This window comes from Streptomyces sp. NPDC044061 (assembly GCF_056434305.1).
Genome location: NZ_JBWKFL010000008.1, coordinates 160332 through 183109 on the forward strand (window position 1 = coordinate 160332; position 22778 = coordinate 183109).

Consider the following 22778-nt stretch of genomic DNA (forward strand, 5'->3'; position numbering starts at 1 on the left):
AGACGTGGAAAAGACCAGGTCGAAGGAGCTTTCTCAGCTCGCCGAGCAGCGTGAGGGCGCCCAGAGCGTCAAATGAGCGTCACGGCTGGTCGGACCAGCTTCCTCAACCAGTCGCTTCGGTCAGGTCCGCCAACAGGACGCTAGCCACCAGTTCCTCGACCACGGCGGTACCGTGTTCGGCCATGGCACGGGTCAGCTCTGGGTCCCAGGGAGCCTCGGTGAGTCGGCCGGGCTCAGGTCCGTGCGGTGTGCGGGCGACCACGGCCCGGTAGTCCGCCGCCGTCATGCGCCAGGGTCGAGCCGGCGTCTTGTCCAGAAGATAGGCGGCGATGCGGATGCCTTCGCCGTCGAAGTCGCCGTGGTAACGGAGGATGGCACCCTGATCCGCGAGAAGGCGGAGGAGGTGGATGGCCGCACTGTTGGGCCAGCCGGACGTGCACACCAGCGGAGGACAGTCCGGGCCGAAGCGACGTACGGCCAGAGCCAGGATGCTGGGGTTCTCCACGGCGTGGACGACGGGTGCCGGATCGGAGGCGAGGGTGAACTCGCCCGGGGCCCGCAGCTGGGCGAGGGTCAGACTGGCGGCCTGACCAACCTCGGCACAAACACGGGCCACGCGGGCGAGCGGGCCTTCACCGGCCGGACGTAGTCCACCGACGAGAACGGTGGCCGACAGGTCGTCGTCGGCGACGCCCGCGCGAGTCCACAGGGCGCGCCGGTCCGCCGCGGACTCCGGCGCGGCGGTGTCGTGAAGAGTCGCCAGAGCACGAAGGACGAGTGTGGACAGGCGGGTACCGTCGTCGAGTGCGTGGGAGTCACCCTTCAGGACCCGGGCAGCGAAGACGGGCAGGGGCTCGGCCTGGGCCGGGAGTTCCGCGAGCACTGTCAACGCGTCTGCGAGCAGGTTTCGGGTCAGTTCCGGTGAGCCACCGACCAGGCCGCTGGCTCGGCACGACGCGGCCCAGCCGGCAAGCGCGGGCTGGGCCCGCACGGTCGCATGGCCGTCCAACCATGCCCACAGGTCGGCACGTTCGTCTTCCTTTCGGCGTCGTTCTGTCGCGCGATCGTCGAGGGGGCCTACGAGTTCGGTGACGGTTTCACGAACCGAAAAGCCGGACAGCTCGGTGACGGCCTCTTCCAGGCGGGCCAGTGAGACGGAGGGGTGCGGATCCGGCAGACGGTCCAGACCCAGAAGGTCGGCGAGAGCCTCGCGCTGAGCTTCGTCAAGCGGTCCGAGGCGCACCCGTGTGACGGGGCGGCCGGAGGACAGTCGGCTGTGGACCGTGTGCCAGAGCGGGCGGAGCTCGGGACGGCGCAGGGTGCATTCACCCGGGGCCGGGTCGGAGTGGGTCATCCAGCCTCCAGATCGGTGCCGTTCCAGACGAAGCGAGCGCTGGTGACAGCGTCATCGTCCCCGTCGGTGAGGAGTTGGTGGACAGCGATGCCAGGTAGTTCGCCGTAGGTGCACCACTCGTGGTCGGAGGTGACCATGAGATCAAGGTCGAGTGCGGTGAGCAGGGCGAAGACCTGTCCACGGTTGACCGCGTCCACGCCGACGAAGACCTCGTCGAGCAGGATGGGGCGGGGTGCCAGCGGCACGGCCTCGTAGTGGGCGGCAACGGCCGCAAACAGTGGCAGGTGCAGGACGATTGCCTTCTCTCCGCCGGAGAGTGCGCCGTGCAGCTTCTTGGTCAGCGGCTGCCAGCCGGTCCCGTTCGCCCGATCGAGGCGAACGGTGAAGCGGTGCCAGGCCGTGTAGTCGAGCACCTCGCCGAGCTGCTCCTCCCAGCTCGCGGCCGTGTCGCTGCCCTTGGCCTCATCGATACGAGCGCGGAAAAAAGCGTGCAGAGCTTCCCGGTCGGTCTCGTTGACCCGTCCGGGGTCCTTGAGCAGCAGCTGACGGGCGGTGCGGGTACCTTCCGGGAGATCCGGACGGACGTCCCAGACGAGCTGGACGGCGACGTTGGAGGCGGTACGAACCCGCTCCAGATGCCCATTCATACGGTGGACGAGTTCGCCGGCCTGGCGGATGCGTGCGGCGAGGTGACGGCGGATGTCGCCGGTGAGGATCTGGTCGAAGAGGCTCCGCTCGGCGGTGGTGATGTCGTCACTACTGCGGTCGCGCTCCTGCGTGAGCGTGGTGAGCAGGCCCGTCGCCCCCACCCGCATGCCGTCCAGGGTGGCGGTGAACAGATGGATGTCGTCGTCGGGCTCCAGATCCAGGTCGGCACGGGCACCGAGGCGCTGGCGGGCTTCGTGGACCGCTTCGGAAAGGCGGGTCGCGGCATCGCCCAGATTGCGTGGGGCGTGCGGGATGCCGGGCCACTTCGCCGCTGTGGCACGGGCGGCCTCCAGAGTGGCCTTCGCGCCGTCTCCGGCGTCGAGTTCCGGTGTGATACCCGCATCTTCCGCGAGCCCCACCAAGCACAGATGCCGGAACCGGTGCGCCGCGCAGTCGCGGATGGCGACGGCTCGCTCCCGTCGTTCGGCATCTTGACCACTGGTTGCTCGCAGACCTCCGATACGGCCTTCCAGGCGCAGGAGGAGATCGGCCGCCCGGCCGGCCTCCTCACGAAAGCGTCGCAGTTCGGCGCGCGCCTCGGCGACGCGCGCGACGATCTGCCGGTAGTCCTCGCCGACGGTGGACTCCACCGCCTCCAGGCGCGCCTTCAGTCCCGCCGCCTCGGCTTCGGCGGCAGCGGCGTTCTCGGACTGCTCCTCGGCAGCTCGGCGCGAGCGCTCTGCCTGCGCGGTGATCTGACGAGCCCTGTCGACGGCGGCAGTCGCGGTGAGACGGGCGTCCACCCAACTGTCGGCGGCGTCCCTGAACCTGTCGCCGTCGGAGGAGAGCTCATGCAACCGGTCGCGATCGGTGGGCAGTCCATGTTCAGCCGCCCGACGGCTGAGCGTGCGCAGAGCGCCTGCCACTTTGGTCTCGCACCGGGCCAGGTGGGCAGCCGCGTCGCGCACGGCATCGTCCCGGGCAGCCACCTTCTCCTCGGCTCCGTCCCAGTCACGGCGACGGGCGTCGAGTTCCCGGTGGTCGGGTCGAGCCGCGCGGTCTGCGTCCAGTCGGGCGCGGCGAGCCCCGAGACCACCCAGTTGGTCGTCGAGCGCAGCCAGGGAGGCGTTCGTCTCGCTGATGCGCTCGGTCAGTTCACCGATCCTGCGCTGCCGGGCACGTTGTCGCGCGAGGGCACCGATGTAAGCGGGTTCCGGCTTGCTCCACGTTCCGGTGGCGAGCGCGAGACGCCAGGCGCCGTCGGCGGAGACGGCCGCGGGGTGACCGCCGGGCAGTGAGGTGCCGTACGCGACACCGGCGAGGATGCGGGTCACGCTGTCGACCGCGACGGGGATGTCCTCCTCGGGTTTCAGCACGTCCAGCAGACTGGGCCCCGAGGCGGTCACGGCCAGGGCCGCCTCGGCCCTGGTGTCGTGCCCTGGCAGGACGATCCCGTCGTAGGGGCTGACCCAGGCATCCAGGAGGCCGGATGCCTCCAGCGCCGCCTCCACTGCGGCCTGCACGGAGAGCGGAACATCTTCGTGGAAGGCGACCAGTCGCCACAGGGGTGCGCCCACCGTCACCGTGCGGACGGTGGTGCGGGTGGGAGGGGGCGAAGGCGGAAGGTCGGTCTCGTCGCTCAGCCGTCGGACTTCCTCCTCAAGTCGGCTCCGCTCGTCCCGCAGCTTCAGACGTGCCGCTCGCGCCGTGGCCTCCGCTATGGCGATCTCTTGTTCCAGTGGGCGTGCGGCGGCGTCGACCAACGCCGTCACCTCGGCCTCGGTCGCGGCTCTGGCCGCCAGTTCCCCGGCGTCGGCAATGCGCAGTTCCGCGCAGTCGCCGACCCAGGCGAGCAGCCGTTCTGCCTGCACGGCAAGGGCACCGTCCCAGGCTTCGGACGCCTCGTCCCGCCGCGCGATCGCCTCCGCGAGCCGGCTACGGGCGTCCTCCAGCAGACTCTCGGCGACACCTCGGTCGCGTACCGCGCGATCGTGCTCGTCCATCGCCTCGGTGATGAGGGCGACCTGCTGGCGTCGGGCGGTGACCGCACCTCGCAGCAGCCTGCGGGCCTGTCGTGCCCCGTTCTCGCCCGCCGTGTGTGTACCGGCCGAACCCAAGGGCCGACGGCCACCGGCTTCGTGCCCCGGGCTGTCTGCGAGGTTTCGTACGGAATCCGTGTCGAGAAGCGTCTTCACCTCATGATGGATCGACTCCATACCCGCCGCCCGTGCCGACCGGCGTGCTTCCTCGGCGGCTTCGCGCGCGTGCTCGTCGAAGGTACGGGCTTGAGCCGCCGCCTCGTCGGCGTAGCTCTGGTCCTGCTCCGCGCTGATCCGAGTGGCCTGCGCAGTGGCACGCTGTCGCCCGGCGACGGCTGCCGCTTCTTCCGTACGCCTGCGGAGCCGGTCGAGTTCCTCGCCCTGCTTGTACGCGTCGCTCTCACGCAGCCCCTCGACGGTCTCCTCCAGGGCGTGCGCGCGCAGTTCCTGTTCCTCGCGCCGGGCCTGAGCGGACTCCCGTTCCGTCAGCGCCTGTTCGAGTTCCTCGGCGCTCTGGCGGGCGGCACGGGTGAGGTCGTCCATCTCCGTGGTCGCCGAGATCAGCGCGGCCGAGCCGGCACGCAGGACCCGTCGTGCGTAGGCGCGCTGCCGGGATGCGACGGTCTCTGCCGCTGTCACCTCGTCGTCGAGCCGTTTGAGGTGTTCGCGCTGGCGGTCCAGCCGTTCGAAGCCTTCGGCGAGTTCAGCGATCTCGCCTTCGCCCAGAGGGGGAAGGGCGCGGGACAACAGGGTGGAGAGCAGGGACGGATCGAGCCGTTCGGACAGTTTGGGCTGGCGCAACTGGAGCAGGGCGGACAACAGCGACTCATAACGCTGCTCCCCCATGCCGGCGAACAATTCACGTCGTACGGCCGTGCGGTAGTCGGTGGCCGAGGCATGGACGTCGCCGCGGTCGCGCAGGGCCTCGCCCAGCGCTGCGCGTGTCAGCGGCTGTCCCGCCTCGTTGACGAGAAACACGCCGGCGGGGTGGGCGATCCTGGAGCCGGTGGTGAAGTAGTCGGCGTGGACCCCGCTGGTGTGCACGCTCGCCTGCAGACGCGCACCACAGCCGAACCACCGCTCGGCGCCATCGTCGCCGACGCGACGGAACTCCATCCACACATACCCGACACGGGTCTTGCCGGCGGCGCCTTCGCCAAGCAGGTTCCAGTGCATGGTGCGTTCCGAACCACCGAACGTGGACAGGCGGTTGGGACGCAGGCTGGCGTCGAAGAGGAAGGGCAGTAGAAGCTCAAGCGCCTTGGATTTGCCCGAACCGTTCTGGCCGCGGAGCAGCAGGCGGCCCTGATGGAAGGTGAAGGTCTCGTCGTAATAGCGCCAGACGTTGAGGATGCCCGCGCGGTGCGGCTGCCAGCGGCTGCGGACCGCATCCACCGCCGTCGCCGTTGTCGCAGGCGACTCGGCGGACTCCGGACTCCGCGGAACCGGAAGCTCTGTCACACTCACTGCTGGTCCCCTTCTGCCGCAACACCACCGGAAACCACGGCGCCCACCCTCAGCTCGTCATCAGGATCCGGACTCGTCGTCTCCGTCAGGCGATAGCGGTACGCGGCCGGGCATGCGACGACACGGCCCCCGGCCGCGCGGACGAGCCCGACATCACGCAGGACGCGTACCGCGTCGTCGGAAAGCCGGACCGCGCCGTCCTCGGACTGATACGCCTTGGCCCAGCGCGGGAAGCGGCGCAGCAGACCCGCTCCGGCCTCGGCAAGCTGTTCGGGCAGCATTCCGGCGGGCGTGGCGCAGAGCGGCTCCAGAAGGAGCAGTGCGGCAACCCTGGCAGTGGAGGTGTCGTCGGGGAAGCGGACATCGGTGGCGATCCCATCCGGGTCCACGAGCAGGAAGCCCTGCGCACGTTCCTCCAAGAGGAAGCCGGCCTGTTCGACCGCTCGACGCAGGATCTGACGTCCAGTCAGAGACGAGATGTAGGCCAGCTCGTCCTCGGCGAGGTCGGCCCGGTGCAGCACCGGGTCGTCGAAGAGGCGACGCAACACCGAGTGGCGCAGCCTCAAATTGCGTTGTACATCAGTGGCGGCGCTCCCGCTGTGCGTCTCGTCGGCCGTCCCGTCGACGACCGCGCCGCCGTAGCGGCGCTCCCGCACCAGGCCGGTGAGGAGTTCCTCGAACCGCGCGGGCACCTCGTCCGGGGGCACGGCGAGTCGGGAGGCGCCGACGGGCGCGGCGGGCAACCGCATCAGCAGTGTGGTGTCCACGCGGTAGAGGACCTTGGCTTCCGCGGACTCGACGTACGCCTCGGTCGTACCATCCATCGCGCGCAGCACGTCGTACGACTCCAGCAGCTTCAGGACATCGACGAATGCCATCCGCTCCGGCTTGTGGACCGGGTCGAACGCGGCCAGTGCCCGGTCGGCCGCCGTGGCCTGGACGACGCGGTCGGCGAGCATGCCAATAGTCGTCATCGGCATCGACAGCAACTCGGCCGCGGTCACGCACAGCAGCACGTATCGCAGACGGTCGAACGGGGCCCGGCCGGAACGCGCCCTACGAGCCGGGCGGGAGCCGTCCGGGTTGGCGCGCACCTTGGTGAGGCGGGCGTAACCTCGGCGGGGCTCCACCACCAGGCTCCAGCCGCAGGTGTAGTCGAACCACTGGGCAAGCGACTCGCGACGGCGTCGTACCAGTTCGAAGCCAGTCGGGTCGGCTGTCTCGGTAAGCAGGGGACGGCCCAGGAGGAGACGGATGGCGCGGGCGACCTCCTCCCGTTCCGCGGCGGCCAGCTGGTTGGCGAGGGTGCTCATCCTGCGGCCTCCTGCGACGTGGCGCGGAGGGCCGAGGAGACGCTCGCTCCACCCGCCGCGGTGATGTGGACGACGTAGTCCGGTCCGGTCAGTGAGCCCTTCGCGGTGTGCAGTACGGCGGTGCGCTCATCGCAAGGCGGTGCCAGGGCGATCTCCACCCGGCCGTCTCCCGTCGTGGCGCGCCTCAAGCCGCTCGCGTCCGGCCGGGCGGCCAGGGCACGGCCAAACAGGTCGAGCAAACGGTCGAAGACAGCGGGATCCAACGCGCCGAAGGTGGACAGACGAACAGCTCCCTCTGTCTCCAGCACCTGCCAGGCGAGTGCGAGTTCCGCTCGCTCCGCGCGAGCCCGCTCGGCACGCTCCGCCCTGACAGCGGCAACGTCCCGCACCTTGGCCGTGCGAGTGAACCGCTCCGTCCGCCCACTGGTCCGCAGCAACGCCGACACCTCCACCGGTGGGGCCTCGGACCAGGAACGGGACGATGGGATCAGCTCGGGGTCGGAGTGGGCGAGATGAGCATGGCGGGCCGAACCGAGCCCGAAGGCCGCCGACCACAGCCGGTGCAGGTCCTCTTCCGCGGGGGCCGCCGCGAACCAGCGTGCCAGCTCCCGAAAATCCTGCACGGCGCTGGAGGAGCGGCGCCTCGACTCATTGATCCGCTCCAGAACCTGTAAGAGCGAGACGATGGCCCGCCGGGCTATGTCGTGCAGCTGCTCGATCCGAGGCCGGGCACCGTCGTCCGCCAGGAACCACGCACGCAGGCCCGCCCAGCGCGCCCGCCTGCTCTCCAGCCAGCCGGCCGCGGGATTTTCACCGGCCACCGGCGGGAGCTCTGCCCCGCGCAGGGCCCGCTCGTGCAGTACGGCGGTCCCCCGCTCCTCCACCCGAGCCACGGCAGCGGCGACCGCCTGCCCGCGCCGGTCGAGGTTGACCAGGAACTCCTGCAGATACGCGACCGTGGCAGCCTTGACCTCGCGGAACACCTCCAGATCCGCGCCCTCGGCACGCAAGAGGCGCTGCAGTTCGCCGTTGAACGCCTTGGTGTTCTCCACCAGAGCGTCCAGATGCCCCTCCAGCTCCCGCAGCGTGCTGAAGATTCGTCGATCAGCCGACGCGGGTTCACCGGAGAGCATGCACAGCTCGTCGAGCCGGTCGGCGATCGCCTCCAACACGGCCGTCTGCAGCGCGCCCGTGGAGGCGAGAACCTCAAGCGCGTGCCGCACTCCGGCAAGAGCGGCCTCGCCCCGGCGGGTCAGCGAATACTGCAGGTTGCGCCGTTCATATTCCTCGGCCGTGCGGTAGTTCTCCGCATGGTTGTGCACCACATCCAGGAGCTCCCACTGCACGAGTCTCCTGAGCGCCTCATGCAGATCCTCATTCTCGACCGCCGCCACCCAGCCGACCCCGCGCAGCCGCTCTCGCACCGCGTCGAGCCCGAGCGCCGTCTCCAGGTGCTCGCCGGCCATGCCGAAGACGTCCAGCACCGCCCCGTACAGATCGGACCTCTCCACCGTCGTGAACCGGAACATCTCCGGTGGCACCCTGCGCACGCCTGTCGCCCCTCCCCCGCTGCCTCGACGGCATCCGGATCTCCACCGTAGAGGGCGGCGCTGACATTCAGGGGCGAGTGGCTGTGGACGCGGACGGCGGATCACCGCAGAAACAGCTTGTTGGAGGCGAAAGGACCGGCTCAGTGCGCACGAGGGGCGCGCGAGGGGCGCGGACGGCGCGTTCCGTGACCGCTGGGAAAACAGGGGCGGGTATTGGTTGGGAAGAGACCGCCGTAGCCGATGTGGACCTTGCCTGCCGCCCAAACGGGAAGGCGCTCTCGGGACGCCATTTCCGCGCCGAGCGGACCCGCTGCCCCGTCTCGCGAAAGCATACAAATCAATCCTGCTGAACGAGCGGGTCCCACAAGAACGGGATCAGTCCGCCCGGCGGACTGCCAGGAGCCAGCAGCGCTCACGGAACCTCATTCCGTCCCGTACCTCACGACGTCGAACGTCAGGAAACGGGGAACCAGGCCGACAGGCGCTTGGCAATGACCGGTACGTCGATGTTGTCCTGCGCGACTTCCTCGACGAACGGGCCGGCAATGGAGACGGGCGGCGGAACGGTACTGGCGCTGACGCCGTTGAACCGCAGGAAGACACGCATGGCGAGCCAGGCGGTGCGCTTGTTGCCGTCGATCAGCGCGTGATTACGGGCAACGGAGTGCAGGAGCGCAGCCGCCTTCTCGTGCAGCGTGGGATACAACTCGGCTCCGAACACGTTCGTCCGGGGCCGTTCGATCGCTGACACCAGAAGTCCCATGTCACGCACACTGTGCTCGGTACCGTTGACCGTGCGGGCGACGGCCAGGATCTCGTCGATCTGGATGTAGCGCACTTCGGTCACTTCAGGTAGTCCAGGATCTCCGCATCGCTGTCCATGAGCTCGGCCAGGACGTCACCGACCTTCAGCTCGGCCCGGTTCTGGGCGTCACGAATGGCCTCGATGGCAAGTTCCTGCTTGCTGCGGCGCTCCCGACGAGCCCGCTCGGTGAGCTTCGCGTCAAGGTCGTCGGGGAGTCGGAGTGTCATCGCCATACAGCGATGATACCGGACTGGTATCTAGGTGGCGAGGTGATACCAGCCACTCGAGACCTCGGACCACGGCGCCGTCCTTTGTGGCCCGGTCGGGCCGCGCTCTCAGTTCCAAGGTGCGTGCGACGAGGTAGCAGCACGCGCCGCCGCTGGCGAGGTGCTTGCCCCGTGCCGACGGCCCCGGTCCGCGCGGCCCGGGGCCGGAGAGGTCCGCGAGGTTGAGACTTCCGATATTCGAGCGTCATCCGGGCGTCAAAATTCTGCATTCCGCATCGCCACGTCGCCCGCGAGACCCGCGCCAGCCCTTGAAACTGCAGCTCAGACCGTTCTGCACAAGCGAACCTCAGCCGACGCATTCCGCGAGCGAAAACAAGTCGAACTGACCACCTGGAATACAAAGCAGCAGGTCAGAGGCCCTTCTCGGCAGGCTCAAGAATAGCCACGCACTCCACATGATGCGTCATCGGAAACAGGTCGAACGCCCGAAGCGTCCGTACCCGGTAGCCGCCCTCGCGGAAGTACCCCAGGTCCCGGGCCAGCGCAGCGGGATCGCAGGCGACGTACGCGATGCGGCGGGCGCCCAGGGAGGCGAGGTGGGCGACCGTCCCGCGGCCGGCGCCCGCGCGGGGCGGGTCGAGGACGATCAGGTCGACCTCCGTGATGCCGGTGCGCGGCAGGACCGACTCCACCTTGCCCTGCTCGATGCGGACCCGCGGGAAGTCGGCCAGGTTGTGCCGGGCGTCCTCCACCGCCCGCTTGCCGGACTCGATGCCGAGGACCGCGCCCTTCTCGCCGAGGCGGTCGGCGAGGGCGCCGGCGAAGAGGCCCACACCGCAGTAGAGGTCCAGGGCCATCTCGCCCTTGCGGGGCAGCAGGCCCTGCATGACAGCCGTCACCAGGGTGTCCGCCGCCTTCGGGTGGACCTGCCAGAAGCCACCGCTTCCGACGCGGTAGGTGTGGTCGTCCGCGCGCTCGCGGACGAAGGGGCGGCCGTGGACCCGGTGGACGCCGCCGTCCTTCTCGCCGACGCGCATCACCGACACCGGCCGGTCCAGCTCCACGATCGGCAGGCGCGCGCCCGGCCTCGGCGTCAGGATCACCTGACGGTCCTGCGAACCCGTCGCCGCGATCGCGTCCACCGACTCCATGCCGGTCCAGTCGCGCTTCTCGATGCCCAGCTCGGACACGCCCGCCGCGGCGATCATGCAGTGGTCGATGCGCTCGACCACGTGCGAGCGGTGGCGGCGCAGGCCCGCGTGCCCCTCGGCGTCGACGGCGTACTGGACGCGTGTGCGCCACTGCGGAACCTGGCCGGCGGGCAGCTTGTCACCCTCCGCGGGCATGACCGTGCCGTCCCAGCCCGCCTCCTCGGGCGTGAGACCCGCGAGCCGCTGGAGCTGCTCGGCGATCACCTCGCCCTTCAGCCGCCGCTGGGCGCCCGGCTTGGCGTGCTGCCAGTCGCAGCCGCCGCAGCGGCCGGGCCCGGCGAAGGGGCAGGGGGCCTCGATGCGGTCCTTGGAGGGTTCGAGGATCTCCACCGCGTCCGCGCGCAGGAAGCGGGCGCCCTCCTCGCCCTCGGTCACCCGGGCCACCACCCGCTCGCCGGGCAGCGTGTGCCGGACGAACAGCACCTGGCCCTCGGAGGTACGGGCGATGCAATGGCCGCCGTGGGCGACGGGGCCGATCTCGACCTCGTACTCCTCGCCCACCAGAGACTTGGTCGGTTCTGCCTGCATGGTGGGGTGACTCCAGATCGGAAGGGGTCTCGGCAACGGGAAAGGCCGCAAACCGGTGGGCCTGACAACAGCCCACCAGTCTACGGCCTCTCCCGCGTGCCTCAGTCCTTGGTGGTCGACTCCTTGGGCCGCTCCACCGCCGGACCACGCCGGACCGCGCCCGGCGCGTTCCACTCCTGCCGCCTGCGAGCGCGGAGCTTGGCCGCCTCGGAGGACTCCAGCTGGTAGGGCACCGAGGTCACCATGACGCCCGGCGTGAACAGCAGGCGCCCCTTCAGACGCAGGGCGCTCTGGTTGTGCAGCAGGTGCTCGTACCAGTGGCCGACCACGTACTCGGGAATGATCACGGAGACCGCGTCGCGCGGAGACTCCTTGCGCAGGCTCTTGACGTACTCGATGATCGGCCGCGTGATCTCGCGGTACGGCGAGTCGAGGACCTTCAGCGGTACGTCGATCCCGCGCCGCTCCCACTCCTCGCGCAGCGCCTTGGTCTCCGCCGGGTCGACGTTGACCGTGAGCGCCTCCAGGGTGTCCGAGCGCATCAGCTTGGCGTAGGCCAGGGCGCGCAGCGTGGGCCGGTGGATCTTCGAGATCAGCACCACCGAGTGCACCCTGGACGGGCGGACGCTGTCGTCGCTCGGGCCCTCGGGGGCCGCGATCTCCTCGGCGACGCGGTCGTAGTGCTTCCGGATGGCGGTCATGGTCGCGTAGAAGATGCACATGCCGAGCAGGGCGACCCAGGCGCCGTGCGTGAACTTGGTGACCAGGACGACGACCAGCACCAGGCCGGTGAAGAAGGCGCCGAACGCGTTGATGGCGCGGGAGCGGACCATGTGGCTGCGCTTCGCCGGGTCCTTCTCGACCGCCAGGTGGCGGTTCCAGTGCCGGACCATGCCGGTCTGGCTGAGGGTGAAGGACACGAACACGCCGACGATGTAGAGCTGGATCAGCCGCGTGGAGTCCGCGCCGTAGATGACCACGAGCAGGGCCGCCGCGCCGGCGAGCAGCACGATGCCGTTGGAGAAGGCGAGACGGTCGCCGCGGGTGTGCAGCTGGCGCGGCAGGTAGCGGTCCTGGGCGAGGATCGAGCCGAGCAGCGGGAAGCCGTTGTACGCCGTGTTCGCCGCGAGGAACAGCACCAGGGCGGTGGCGGCGGCCAGCAGCACGAACAGGAAGCTGCCCTTGCCGAACACCGCCTCGGCGACCTGGGAGATCACCGGGTTCTGGACGTAGCCGGAGCCGACCGGGCTGCCGTTGTGGATCAGGTCGGTGGCCGGGTGCTCGGCCATGCGGACGTTCGTCGCCATCGCGAGGGCGATGATGCCGCAGAACATGGTGACGGCCAGCAGGCCCATCATCGCGAGCGTGGTCGCCGCGTTCTTGGACTTGGGCTTTCGGAACGCCGGGACGCCGTTGGAGATGGCCTCCACGCCCGTCAGGGCGGCACAGCCGGAGGAGAAGGCGCGCAGGAGCAGGAAGACGAGCGCGAAGCCCGCCAGACCCTGGTGCTCGGCCTTGATCTGGTAGTCGGCCGTTGGCGCGTGCATGGTGTCGCCCAGGACCAGGCCCCGGAACGCGCCCCACGCGATCATGACGAAGACGCCGCCGACGAACACGTACGTCGGAATGGCGAAGAGCTTGCCCGACTCCTTCACGCCGCGCAGGTTCATCAGCGTGAGCAGGATGATCACGGCTGTCGCGCACAGCACCTTGTGCTCGACCACGAAGGGGACCGCGGAGCCGAGGTTCTCGATGCCGGAGGCGATGGAGACCGCGACGGTCAGGACGTAGTCGACGAGGAGTGCACTGGCCACGGTCAGGCCGGCCTTGGGGCCGAGGTTGGTGGTGGCGACCTCGTAGTCGCCGCCACCGCTCGGGTAGGCGTGCACGTTCTGCCGGTAGGAGGCGACGACGGTGAACATCAGCACGACGACCGCGACGGCGATCCAGGGGCTGAAGTGGTACGCCGACACGCCCGCGATGGACAGGACCAGCAGGACCTCTCCCGGCGCGTAGGCGACGGAGGACAGCGGGTCGGATGCGAAGACGGGGAGTGCGATGCGCTTCGGCAGGAGCGTTTCGCCCAGCCGGTCACTGCGCAGTGCGCGCCCGATCAGAATCCGCTTGGGCACGTCGGTCAGTTTGGACACGACAGAGGATCGTATGCCTTCGAACAGGCAGCCGCCCACCCGGCATCCGGGTTCTGCCTCACGAGTGAAATCGCGGGCGCACTGAACTGCGGATTCCGTGCTCCGCGCGCCCTCCGTGCCTAGATGGCAAACCCCGCCTGTCACGGCACTTCGGAGGTCCCATGCCCGCGACCGCGGAGCTGATCGGGGCCGTGGTCGCCCTCGTCGGCCTCGGAATCCTGACCCTGTTCAGCGTGCGCAGCATCACTCGCCGTTCGGCGCCGTCGGCCACCCGCCGCTGAGCGGCGCCGGGGCCCGTCGCCGCGGGTCGACGGGCGTGACCGCGGGAAACCCCGGCACGGGGGTGCCCGGCCCGATCTCGTGTGTGTAGCTTTGGGCGTCGGTCTGAGACCCTGATGCTGAGCAGTAACTTTTGGACACCGGAAGGACGGTCGTGCACATCGTCATCATGGGCTGCGGAAGAGTGGGATCCGCTCTCGCCCAGACCCTGGAGCAACAGGGACACACGGTCGCCGTGATCGACCAGGACCCCACCGCCTTCCGCCGGCTGGGCCCGGGATTCGGCGGCCGCCGGGTCACCGGGGTCGGCTTCGACCAGGACACCCTGCGCGAGGCGGGCATCGAGGAGGCCGGCGCCTTCGCCGCCGTCTCCAGCGGTGACAACTCCAACATCATCTCCGCGCGCGTGGCCCGCGAGATGTTCGGCGTGGAGAACGTGGCCGCCCGTATCTACGACCCGCGCCGCGCCGAGGTCTACCAGCGCCTGGGCATTCCCACCGTGGCCACGGTCCGCTGGACCGCCGACCAGATGCTGCGCCGCCTGCTGCCCTCGGGCGCCGAGCCGCTGTGGCGCGACCCCACCGGGGGCGTCCAGCTCGCCGAGGTGCACGCCTCCCCGAAGTGGGTCGGGCACAAGATCAGCAAGCTGCAGGAGGAGACGGGCGTCCGCGTGGCGTTCCTGACCCGCCTGGGCGAGGCCATCCTGCCCACCTCGCAGACGGTGCTGCAGGAGGGCGACCTCGTGCACGTGATGATGCGGCCGGACGACGTCGAGAAGGTCGAGGCGGCGTTCGCCGGGGGCCCTGAAGAGGAGGGCGGTCACTGATGAGGGTCGCCATTGCCGGAGCCGGCGCCGTCGGCCGCTCGATCGCGGGCGAGCTGCTGGAGAACGGCCACGAGGTCCTGCTCATCGACAAGGCCCCGACCGCCATCTCGGTGGAGCGGGTGCCGCAGGCGGAGTGGCTGCTGGCCGACGCCTGTGAGATCACGTCCCTGGACGAGGCGGCGCTGCAGCGCTGCAACGTGGTGATCGCCGCGACCGGCGACGACAAGGTCAACCTGGTCGTCTCGCTGCTCGCCAAGACGGAGTACGGCGTCCCGCGCGTCGTCGCCCGGGTGAACAACCCGAAGAACGAGTGGCTGTTCAACGAGTCCTGGGGCGTGGACGTCGCCGTCTCCACCCCGCGCCTGATGTCCGCCCTGGTCGAGGAGGCGGTGAGCGTCGGCGACCTGGTCCGTCTGCTGCGCTTCAGCCACGGCGACGCCAACCTCGTCGAGCTGACGCTGCCCGAGGAGTCGGCCCTGGCCGGCACCCAGGTGGGCGACGTGGAGTGGCCGCAGGACACCTCCCTGGTCACGATCATCCGCGGCACCCGGGTGCTGACCCCCTCCAAGGAGGACTCCCTGGAGCCGGGCGACGAACTCCTCTTCGTGGCCGCCCAGGCCCGTGAGGAACAGCTGGAGGAACTTCTGTCGGTACGGCGGGAAGAGGCCTGAGGTCTTCTTCGGCGGTACGACGGTGAAGGGCGCCCTTGGCAACAAGGGCGCCCTTCACCCGTTCACGGCTGCTTACGCCTCGCGCCGGTGCTTCCCGGCGGCTTCCCGTTCCTTCTCGGCCTTCTCCTCCGCCTCCATCTCGGCGAAGACGTCGATCGGCGCGGGCGCCTTCGCGAGGAAGACCCAGGTGAGCCACACGGCCAGCAGGAACGGCGGGATCTTCAGGGCGACCAGCACCCAGCCGAGCTTGGTGGTGTCGGACCACCAGTACAGCGGGAAGAGGATCGCGCACTTGGCGAGCAGGATCAGGCCCCAGGCCCAACTGGCCTTCGCGTAGGCCTTCTTGCGGCCCGGGTTGCGGGTGCGCCAGGAGAGGTTCTCCTTGAAGACCGGGCCGAGGATGAGGCCGATCAGGGGGACCCCGGCGAGAGTCGTGACGATGTAGGCCAGCGCCAGGCCCAGCGTGTAGAGCATGCCGGGGAGGTAGAAGTCCTTGGCGTTGCCCGTGAACATCGCGAAGACGACGCCGAAGGCCACGCCGAACACGCCGCTGAAGGCGTGCTTGACGGTGTCCTTCCTGGCCAGCCGGACCACCACCAGCACCAGGGACACGGCCAGCGCGGCGATCGCCGAGATGTGCAGGTCCTTGTTGATCGTGAAGATCGCGACGAAGAGGAGACCGGGCAGGACCGTCTCGACCATGCCGCGGACACCGCCGAACGCCTCGAACAGCGCGGCCTCGGTCACCGCCCGGGCGTCGTCGGTCTGAGCCTCTCCGGCGTCTTGGGTCGGCTTGTCGAGGGACGTCACCGGCTACTCCCGTCCGAGGGGTCGCAGTTCGTATTTCGGGTTGAACAGCACCCGGCGGCCCCGGCTCATCGAGATCCGGCCCGATGCGATCAGCTTGCGCCCCGGTTCTATGCCCACGATGGAACGCCTGCCGAGCCACACCACGTCGAGCGCGGCCGAGCCGTCGAACAGCTCGGCCTCCAGGGCCGGGACTCCGGCACGCGGCCGCAGGGTGACCGTGCGCAAGGTACCAGTTACGGTAACGATCTGCCGGTCACGGCAGTCACCGATACGGGTGCACCCCGCGGTCTCGGTGTCCTCGCGCAGCTCCTCCGACTCCAGGTCCTCCTGGGAGGAGGAGAGCCGGCCGAGCATGCGCCGGAACCGGCCGGCCGGCTTTTCGGAACGAGGAACAGCAGTCATATCTGAAGCGTACCGGGACCCACCGACAGGGCCGTAGGCCAGCTCACTTCTCGAACCGGTACCCCATCCCCGGCTCCGTGATGCTGCATCCCCCGGGGGGCGACCCCCGGACCCCCGGCCGGGCCGGCGGCTCACTTCTCGAACCGGTACCCCATCCCCGGCTCCGTGATGAAGTGCTTCGGGTGCGACGGGTCCGCCTCCAGCTTCCTTCGCAGCTGGGCCATGTACACGCGCAGGTAGTTGGTCTCCGTGCCGTACGACGGCCCCCAGACCTCCTGCAGCAGCTGCTTCTGGCTGACCAGGCGGCCGGTGCTGCGGACCAGTACCTCCAGCAGGTGCCACTCGGTCGGGGTGAGCCGCACGTCCTTGCCGCCGCGGTTGACCTTCTTCGCGGCTAGGTCGACGGTGAAGCCCTCGGTCTCCACGGTCGTCACGTCGTCCTCGCCGGGCCCGACCGGCTCGGCCCGGCGCACGGCCGCCCGCAGCCGGGCCAGCAGCTCGTCCATGCCGAAGGGCTTGGTGACGTAGTCGTCGGCGCCCGCGTCCAGCGCCTCGACCTTCTCGTCCGAGGAGTGGCGGGCGGACAGCACCAGGATCGGCACCCGCGTCCAGCCGCGCAGCCCCTTGATCACCTCGACGCCGTCCATGTCCGGCAGGCCCAGGTCGAGCACGACCACGTCGGGGTGACGGGAGGCGGCGAGATCGAGGGCGGTCCTGCCGTCGGCGGCCGCGTCGACCTCGTACTTCCGTGCCCTGAGGTTGATCACGAGGGCGCGCACGATCTGCGGCTCGTCGTCGACCACGAGCACCCTCGTGGGGGTCTGGGGGGTCCCCCCAGTGGTGCTCAGCATGAGGCCTGCCTTTCTGCTTCTGCGCCGGGCTCCCCGACAGGGACGGGCTCGGGACGCGATCCTGCCGCGCGCAGGCTCAGCACCATGGTGAGCCCACCGCCCGGCGTGTCCTCGGCGTTCAGGGTGCCGCCCATGGCCTCGGCGAAGCCGCGGGCGACGGCGAGGCCGAGGCCGACCCCGGCGCCCCGCGGGGCGTCCCCGTACCGCTGGAAGGGTTCGAATATCCGGTCCTTCGCCTCGTCCGGCACGCCGGGCCCGCGATCCACGACCCGCACCTCGACCCGGTTCACTATGGCGCTGGCGGACACCAGGACGCGCTGGCCGCGCGGGCTGTACTTGACGGCGTTCTCCACCAGGTTGGCCACCGACCGCTCCAGCAGCCCGGGGTCGACGGCGACCATGGGCAGCGTCTCGGGGACGTCCAGATCGACGCTGTCCTCGGGCACGCCGCCCAACGCCATCGGGACCACCTCGTCCACGTCGATCTCGCGGATGAGCGGGGTGACGGTGCCGGTCTGCAGCCGGGACATGTCGAGGAGGTTGCCCACGAGGTGGTCGAGCCGGTCGGCGCCCTCCTCGATGCCCTTCAGCAGCTCCGCCTGGTCCTCCTCCGACCAGGCCACGTCGTCCGAGCGCAGGGAGGTCACGGCGGCCTTGATCCCGGCGAGCGGGGTGCGCAGGTCGTGGCTGACGGCGGCGAGCAGGGCGGTGCGGATCCGGTTGCCCTCGGCCAGCTCCTTGGCCTGGTCCGCCTCCTCCTGCAGGCGCCTGCGGTCCACGACGACGGCGGCCTGGGCGGCGAAGGCGGCGAGCACCCGGCGGTCCTCGGCGGGCAGCACCCGGCCGGTCAGCGCGAGGGCCATGTGGTCGCCGACCGGCATGTCGACGTCGGCGTCCTCGGGGCGCTCCAGCGGCGGCCCGAATCCGGCCCGGCCGGCGCAGGTCCACGGCTCGACGTCGCCCGCCCGCTCCAGCAGGGCCGCCGACTCCATGCCGAAGGTCTCCCGGACCCGCTCCAGCAGCTCCTCAAGGCCGGTCTCGCCGCGCAGCACGTTGCCGGCCAGGAAGGAGAGGATCTCGGACTCGGCGCGCAGCCGGGCGGCCTGGTGGGTGCGCCGGGCGGCGAGGTCCACGACCGAGGCCACCGACATGCCGACGCCGAAGAAGATCGCGATGGCCACGATGTTCTTGGGGTCGGCGATGGTCAGCCGGTGCAGGGGCGGTGTGTAGAAGTAGTTCAGCAGCAGGGAGCCGAAGGCCGCCGAGGCAAGGGCGGGCAGCAGACCGCCGAGCAGGGCCGCGGCGACCGTCACGGCCAGGAACAGCAGCATGTCGTTGGCGAGGCCGAGGTCGACGCTGTTCAGCAGTACCGCGAGGACCGCCGGTCCGACGAGGCCCACCACCCAGCCCGAGATGATCCGGGTCCGGCCGAGCCGGGCGCCCCGGGCGACGGGCAGCCCGCGCCCCTTGGCGACCTCCTCGTGGGTGACGATGTGGACGTCCAGGTCGGGGCCGGATTCCCGGGCGACCGTGACGCCGACGCCGGGCCCGAAGACGTACTGCCAGGCCTTGCGGCGCGAGGAGCCGAGCACGATCTGGGTGGCGTTGACGCCGCGCGCGAAGTCGAGCAGGGAGGCCGGTATGTCGTCGCCGACCACGTGGTGGAAGGTGCCGCCCAGGTCCTCCACTAGGGTCCGCTGCACGGCCAGTTCCTTCGGGGAGGCCGAGGTCAGGCCGTCGCTGCGGGCTATGTAGACGGCGAGCACCTCGCCTCCGGCGCCCTTCTCGGCGAGCCGCGCCGCGCGCCGGATCAGGGTGCGCCCCTCGGGTCCGCCGGTCAGCCCCACCACGATCCGCTCGCGGGAGCCCCAGATCTTGGAGACCCGGTGCTCGCTTCGGTACTGGTTCAGGTACTCGTCGACCCGGTCGGCCACCCACAGCAGCGCCAGCTCGCGCAGGGCGGTGAGGTTGCCGGGGCGGAAGTAGTTGGACAGGGCCGCGTCGACCTTGTCCGGCTGGTAGATGTTGCCGTGCGCCATGCGGCGGCGCAGGGCCTGCGGGGACATGTCGACCAGTTCGATCTGGTCGGCCCGGCGTACGACCTCGTCGGGCACGGTCTCCCGCTGCCGTACCCCGGTGATCGACTCCACGACGTCGCCGAGCGACTCCAGGTGCTGGATGTTGACGGTCGAGACGACGTCGATCCCGGCGGCGAGCAGTTCCTCGACGTCCTGCCAGCGCTTGGCGTTGCGGGAGCCGGGGATGTTGGTGTGCGCGAGTTCGTCCACCAGGGCGACGGCGGGAGCGCGGCGCAGCACCGCGTCGACGTCCATCTCGCCGAAGTCGGCGCCCCGGTACTCCAGCTCCTTGCGCGGCACCTGCTCCAGGCCGTGCAGCATCACTTCGGTGCGGGGCCGGTCGTGGTGTTCGACGAAGGCCACGACGCAGTCGGTGCCCCGCTCGACGCGGCGGTGGGCCTCGGACAGCATGGCGTACGTCTTGCCGACGCCGGGTGCCGCGCCGAGGTAGATCCGAAGCTTGCCGCGTGCCATGGCCCCATTGTCTTCCGGTGACTGCCGCATACGCAGCGTCGACCCTACGTCCCGCCACCCGGGCAAAACGGACGAGGGGCCGGCCAACGGGGGTCTTTGACACAACCCTGACGGGTCGGGCAGGGCCTGGGACGTGCCCCGACCGCGGACACGGTCCGCAGCGGCTCCGTCCCCCGCATGACCGGTCTCACACTCCGCTGCGGGCCGCCGAACCGCGTGGTCGGACGGTCCTCAGTGGCCCACGATCTCCCCGTCGCGCAGTTCCAGCACGCGGTCGGCGAGGTCGAGCAGGGTCGCGTCGTGCGTGGCGACCAGCGCGGTGGCTCGTTCGCTGCGGACGACGGCCCGCAGCAGCTCCATCACCGCGTGACCGGTCTCGGCGTCCAGCTGGCCCGTGGGCTCGTCGGCGACGATCAGGGCGGGGCGGTTGGCGAGCGCCCGGGCGATCGCGACCCGCTGCTGCTGGCCACCGGACAACTCGCCCGGGCGCTGGGCCGCGTGGTCGGCGAGCCCGACGAGGGAGAGCAGCAGTTCGACGCGCTCCTCCCGCTCGCGCGGGTCGGCCCGGCGCAGCCGCAGCGGTACGCCGACGTTCTCGGCGGCCGTGAGGATCGGGATGAGCCCGAAGGACTGGAAGACGAACCCGATCCGGTCCCGGCGCAGTTCCAGCAGCCCGCTCTCGCCGAGACCGGCGAGGTCCTGCCCCTCGACCTCGACGCGCCCGCGGTCGGGGGTGTCGAGTCCGCCGACGATGTTCAGCAGGGTGGTCTTGCCGGAGCCCGAGCGTCCCTTCAGGGCGACGAGTTCGCCGCGCGGGATCTCGAAGGAGACCCCGCGCAGGGCGTGCACGGCGGCGGCGCCGTGCCCGTAGGACTTGTGGACGTCCTCGACGCGCACCATGGTCTCGGTGAGCACCTGACTCATTCCGCCTCCCCCGTGGTCCCCCGTGGACCGGGCGCCAGTATCGCCGTGGGGCGCCCGGCCGTTCAACGGTTCAGTTCGGGTTGTCGCCGTGGGTGAGGGTCTCCCAGGCGACGAAGAGGTTGTTGCTGCCGGCCGGGCGGTTGTCGAGGGTGAGCGCCTGGGTGTTGGTCATGGCGATGCCGAGCCGGGTGTGCAGGGCGTTGTAGCCGACCTCGGTGACGGGGCCGAGTCCGAGCTTGAGGGAGCCGCCGCACAGCCAGCTCGGCACGGCCGCTCCGAGCTGGTACTTGGACTGGAAGCCGAGCGCCTGCCGCAGCCGTTCGCCGACGTCCGTGCCGTACAGGTCCTGCCCCTGGATCCGGCTGGTCTCGGCGACGTGCGAGATTGCGGAGATGCCGTACCCGGTGTGCACGAAGTCGCGGCAGGTCTCCTGGGTGAGGCCGGTGACGAAGGTGGACTGTCCCTGCCAGTAGGAGACGATCTTGTCCCGGGTGTTCAGGTTCTGGCTCGGCACGGTCTTCGGCAGGTCGCCGTCCGAGGCGAGGTAGACGTACGCCGCCGCACGGGTGCGGAACCTGGCCATCGCGCTGTCGTACGACGCCTTGTCCTCCAGGAAGACCGAGATGCCGACGGCGGCCTCCGTCATCGACAGCTCCCAGTTGCCGTTGGAGTTGGAACCCTTGATGACGACCGGCAGGTAGACGTTGCGGAGCATGGTCGCGAAGCGGCCGGAGTCGGGCCAGCCACCGGTGTACGTGTACTTGATGATCTCGGCGGCCTTGGGCCAGGAGGAGCCCGCCCAGCCGGTCTGCAGCGGCGCGTTGCTGTTGGTGTGGCTGGTGATGGTGGCCGACCAGGCGTCCATGATCTGGATGGCCTTCTGGGCGTAGCGCGCGTCCCGGGTGATGTACCAGGCGAGGGCGTCGGTGTAGGCGGCGATCGCGTCCCCGCGCTCGTCGGTGCAGCCGTAGTCGGGGTTGGAGTAGGAGCCGCACTCCACGGTGGCCCGCGGGGCGGGCGTGCGGTTCAGGTCTGCGTAGGGACTCGCCGTCATCCGGTCGTAGGCGCCCTTCCAGGGCTGGGCGCCGGCCAGCACCTTGGCCCGGGCGAAGTCCAACTGCCCCTGGGAGACGGTGACTCCGGGGTGGACGAAGGCGGTGGGGGCGGCTTCGGCGCGGGGAGCGGCGGGCGTGGCGAGGACGGTGAGGACGAGGGCGGCGACCGTGGCGAGCGGGCCGGTACGGCGCATCCAGCGACTCCGTTCTTGTATGTGAACATGGAGCGCCTCTGTGAACGCAGGCGTTGAGCCGAGACCGTAGGTACAGACCATTTCGCCGTCAAGGGGTCCCGCACGCGTGCATGGGAAAGGGCCGCACCCCGGGGGGTGCGGCCCTTTCCTCGTCCCGTTGTCAGCGAACCTCGGTGATCTCCGGTCCGCGCTGCAGCTGGCCCATGCCGCCGGAGAAGCGCGAGCCCTCCTCCTGCTGGACGCCCTCGGGAACCATCTGGGCGTCGTTCGGCAGCTTGAGGACGATCGGGTCGCGGGGCGCCATCGGGCCCTCGCCGCGGACCACGACCGTGTCCCGGAAGATCTGCTCCAGCAGGCCGGCGGCCTGCGGCTGCACGGCGCCCTGGCCGGAGATCACACCGCGCAGGAACCAGCGCGGGCCGTCCACGCCGACGAACCGCACGACCTGGAAGCCGCCCGTGCCGTCCGGCAGCTGCACCGGCACCTGGGCGCGCAGCTCCCAGCCCAGCGGACCCTCGACCTCGTCGACGATGCCGCCCTGCTGGGTGATGCCGCCGCCGATCTCCTCGCGGACCTCGCCCCAGATGCCCTCGCGCTTGGGCGCGGCGAAGGCCTGGAGCTGGATGGCGCTGTCGCGCAGCACGACGGTCGCCGCGACGATCGCGTCACCGGCGACCTCCACCCGCAGCTCCATGCCGTCGACGCCCGGCACGAACAGACCGCCGAGGTCCACGCGCCCCTCGCCCGGCTCACGCACTTCGCTGCTGTCCCACGGCCCGTCGGGCCGGGGCCCGGGCTCCAGCCGGACGCGCTCGCGCTCGGCCTCTTCCTCGTCCGCCTCGGTGTCGACGCTGTCGACGACCTGCTCGGCCTCGCCGGCCGCGTCCTCGGCGGCACCCTTCTTGTTGCGACGTCCGAACAC

Annotated in this window: 17 protein-coding genes; 2 read left to right on the top strand and 15 right to left on the bottom strand. The window is 70.3% G+C overall.

All coding sequences use genetic code 11. The features are described 5' to 3' along the window. Window positions 1–103 precede the first annotated feature (103 nt). The 8 genes from AC07CM_RS15375 to AC07CM_RS15410 all read right to left on the bottom strand — a co-directional run bounded on the left by AC07CM_RS15375 (window position 104) and on the right by AC07CM_RS15410 (window position 13292). On the bottom strand, window positions 104–1354 hold the full coding sequence (locus AC07CM_RS15375) for a TIGR02679 family protein (protein WP_478876872.1): 1251 nt from the start codon (window positions 1352–1354) through the stop codon (window positions 104–106). Continuing rightward, window positions 1351–5508, bottom strand: a complete 4158-nt coding sequence (locus tag AC07CM_RS15380; RefSeq protein WP_478876873.1) for a TIGR02680 family protein — start codon at window positions 5506–5508, stop codon at window positions 1351–1353. Before AC07CM_RS15380 ends, AC07CM_RS15375 begins: the two co-directional genes overlap by 4 nt. Beyond that, entirely contained in the window at window positions 5505–6821 is a 1317-nt protein-coding gene (locus AC07CM_RS15385) for a TIGR02678 family protein (protein ID WP_478876874.1), read from the bottom strand. Before AC07CM_RS15385 ends, AC07CM_RS15380 begins: the two co-directional genes overlap by 4 nt. Then, complete coding sequence (locus AC07CM_RS15390) at window positions 6818–8371, bottom strand: TIGR02677 family protein (protein WP_478876875.1); 1554 nt, start codon at window positions 8369–8371, stop codon at window positions 6818–6820. Before AC07CM_RS15390 ends, AC07CM_RS15385 begins: the two co-directional genes overlap by 4 nt. A 454-nt stretch (window positions 8372–8825) precedes the next feature. Further along, window positions 8826–9218: a type II toxin-antitoxin system death-on-curing family toxin gene (locus AC07CM_RS15395; protein ID WP_478876876.1), complete on the bottom strand. Its 393-nt coding sequence runs from the start codon at window positions 9216–9218 to the stop codon at window positions 8826–8828. Beyond that, window positions 9215–9409, bottom strand: coding sequence for a ribbon-helix-helix protein, CopG family (locus AC07CM_RS15400; protein ID WP_478876877.1), 195 nt, complete (start codon window positions 9407–9409; stop codon window positions 9215–9217). The genes AC07CM_RS15395 and AC07CM_RS15400 overlap by 4 nt, the downstream gene beginning before the upstream one ends. 404 nt (window positions 9410–9813) lie before the next feature. Further along, on the bottom strand, window positions 9814–11142 hold the full coding sequence (locus AC07CM_RS15405; RefSeq protein WP_478876878.1) for a class I SAM-dependent RNA methyltransferase: 1329 nt from the start codon (window positions 11140–11142) through the stop codon (window positions 9814–9816). A gap of 101 nt (window positions 11143–11243) precedes the next feature. Next, complete coding sequence (locus AC07CM_RS15410; RefSeq protein WP_478876879.1) at window positions 11244–13292, bottom strand: APC family permease; 2049 nt, start codon at window positions 13290–13292, stop codon at window positions 11244–11246. A 433-nt stretch (window positions 13293–13725) separates the two neighbouring features. Here AC07CM_RS15410 and AC07CM_RS15415 point away from each other — a divergent pair, with 433 nt between their 5' ends. Together AC07CM_RS15415 and AC07CM_RS15420 are read left to right on the top strand one after the other, a co-directional pair. Further along, the gene (locus tag AC07CM_RS15415) at window positions 13726–14397 is read left to right on the top strand and encodes a potassium channel family protein (protein ID WP_478876880.1); all 672 of its coding nucleotides are present in this window, start codon (window positions 13726–13728) and stop codon (window positions 14395–14397) included. Continuing rightward, window positions 14397–15068 (top strand): potassium channel family protein, encoded by a 672-nt coding sequence (locus AC07CM_RS15420; RefSeq protein ID WP_478876881.1) that lies wholly within the window; start codon window positions 14397–14399, stop codon window positions 15066–15068. The genes AC07CM_RS15415 and AC07CM_RS15420 overlap by 1 nt, the downstream gene beginning before the upstream one ends. Before the next feature lie 72 nt (window positions 15069–15140). On the opposite strand, the gene AC07CM_RS15425 is transcribed toward AC07CM_RS15420, so the two are convergent. The 7 genes from AC07CM_RS15425 to AC07CM_RS15455 all read right to left on the bottom strand — a co-directional run bounded on the left by AC07CM_RS15425 (window position 15141) and on the right by AC07CM_RS15455 (window position 22778). Beyond that, entirely contained in the window at window positions 15141–15878 is a 738-nt protein-coding gene (locus tag AC07CM_RS15425; protein ID WP_478876882.1) for a DUF3159 domain-containing protein, read from the bottom strand. Window positions 15879–15881: 3 nt separating this feature from the next. Further along, entirely contained in the window at window positions 15882–16280 is a 399-nt protein-coding gene (locus tag AC07CM_RS15430; protein ID WP_478876883.1) for an OB-fold nucleic acid binding domain-containing protein, read from the bottom strand. Window positions 16281–16411: 131 nt separating this feature from the next. After that, window positions 16412–17131, bottom strand: coding sequence for a response regulator (locus AC07CM_RS15435; RefSeq protein WP_478876884.1), 720 nt, complete (start codon window positions 17129–17131; stop codon window positions 16412–16414). Then, the gene (locus AC07CM_RS15440) at window positions 17125–19683 is read right to left on the bottom strand and encodes a sensor histidine kinase (protein WP_478876885.1); all 2559 of its coding nucleotides are present in this window, start codon (window positions 19681–19683) and stop codon (window positions 17125–17127) included. The genes AC07CM_RS15435 and AC07CM_RS15440 overlap by 7 nt, the downstream gene beginning before the upstream one ends. A 231-nt stretch (window positions 19684–19914) precedes the next feature. Beyond that, window positions 19915–20607, bottom strand: coding sequence for an ABC transporter ATP-binding protein (locus tag AC07CM_RS15445; protein WP_478876886.1), 693 nt, complete (start codon window positions 20605–20607; stop codon window positions 19915–19917). Between the two features lie 70 nt (window positions 20608–20677). Beyond that, window positions 20678–21856, bottom strand: coding sequence for an alginate lyase family protein (locus tag AC07CM_RS15450; protein ID WP_478876887.1), 1179 nt, complete (start codon window positions 21854–21856; stop codon window positions 20678–20680). A gap of 160 nt (window positions 21857–22016) precedes the next feature. Further along, the gene (locus AC07CM_RS15455; RefSeq protein ID WP_478876888.1) at window positions 22017–22778 is read right to left on the bottom strand and encodes a DUF3710 domain-containing protein; all 762 of its coding nucleotides are present in this window, start codon (window positions 22776–22778) and stop codon (window positions 22017–22019) included.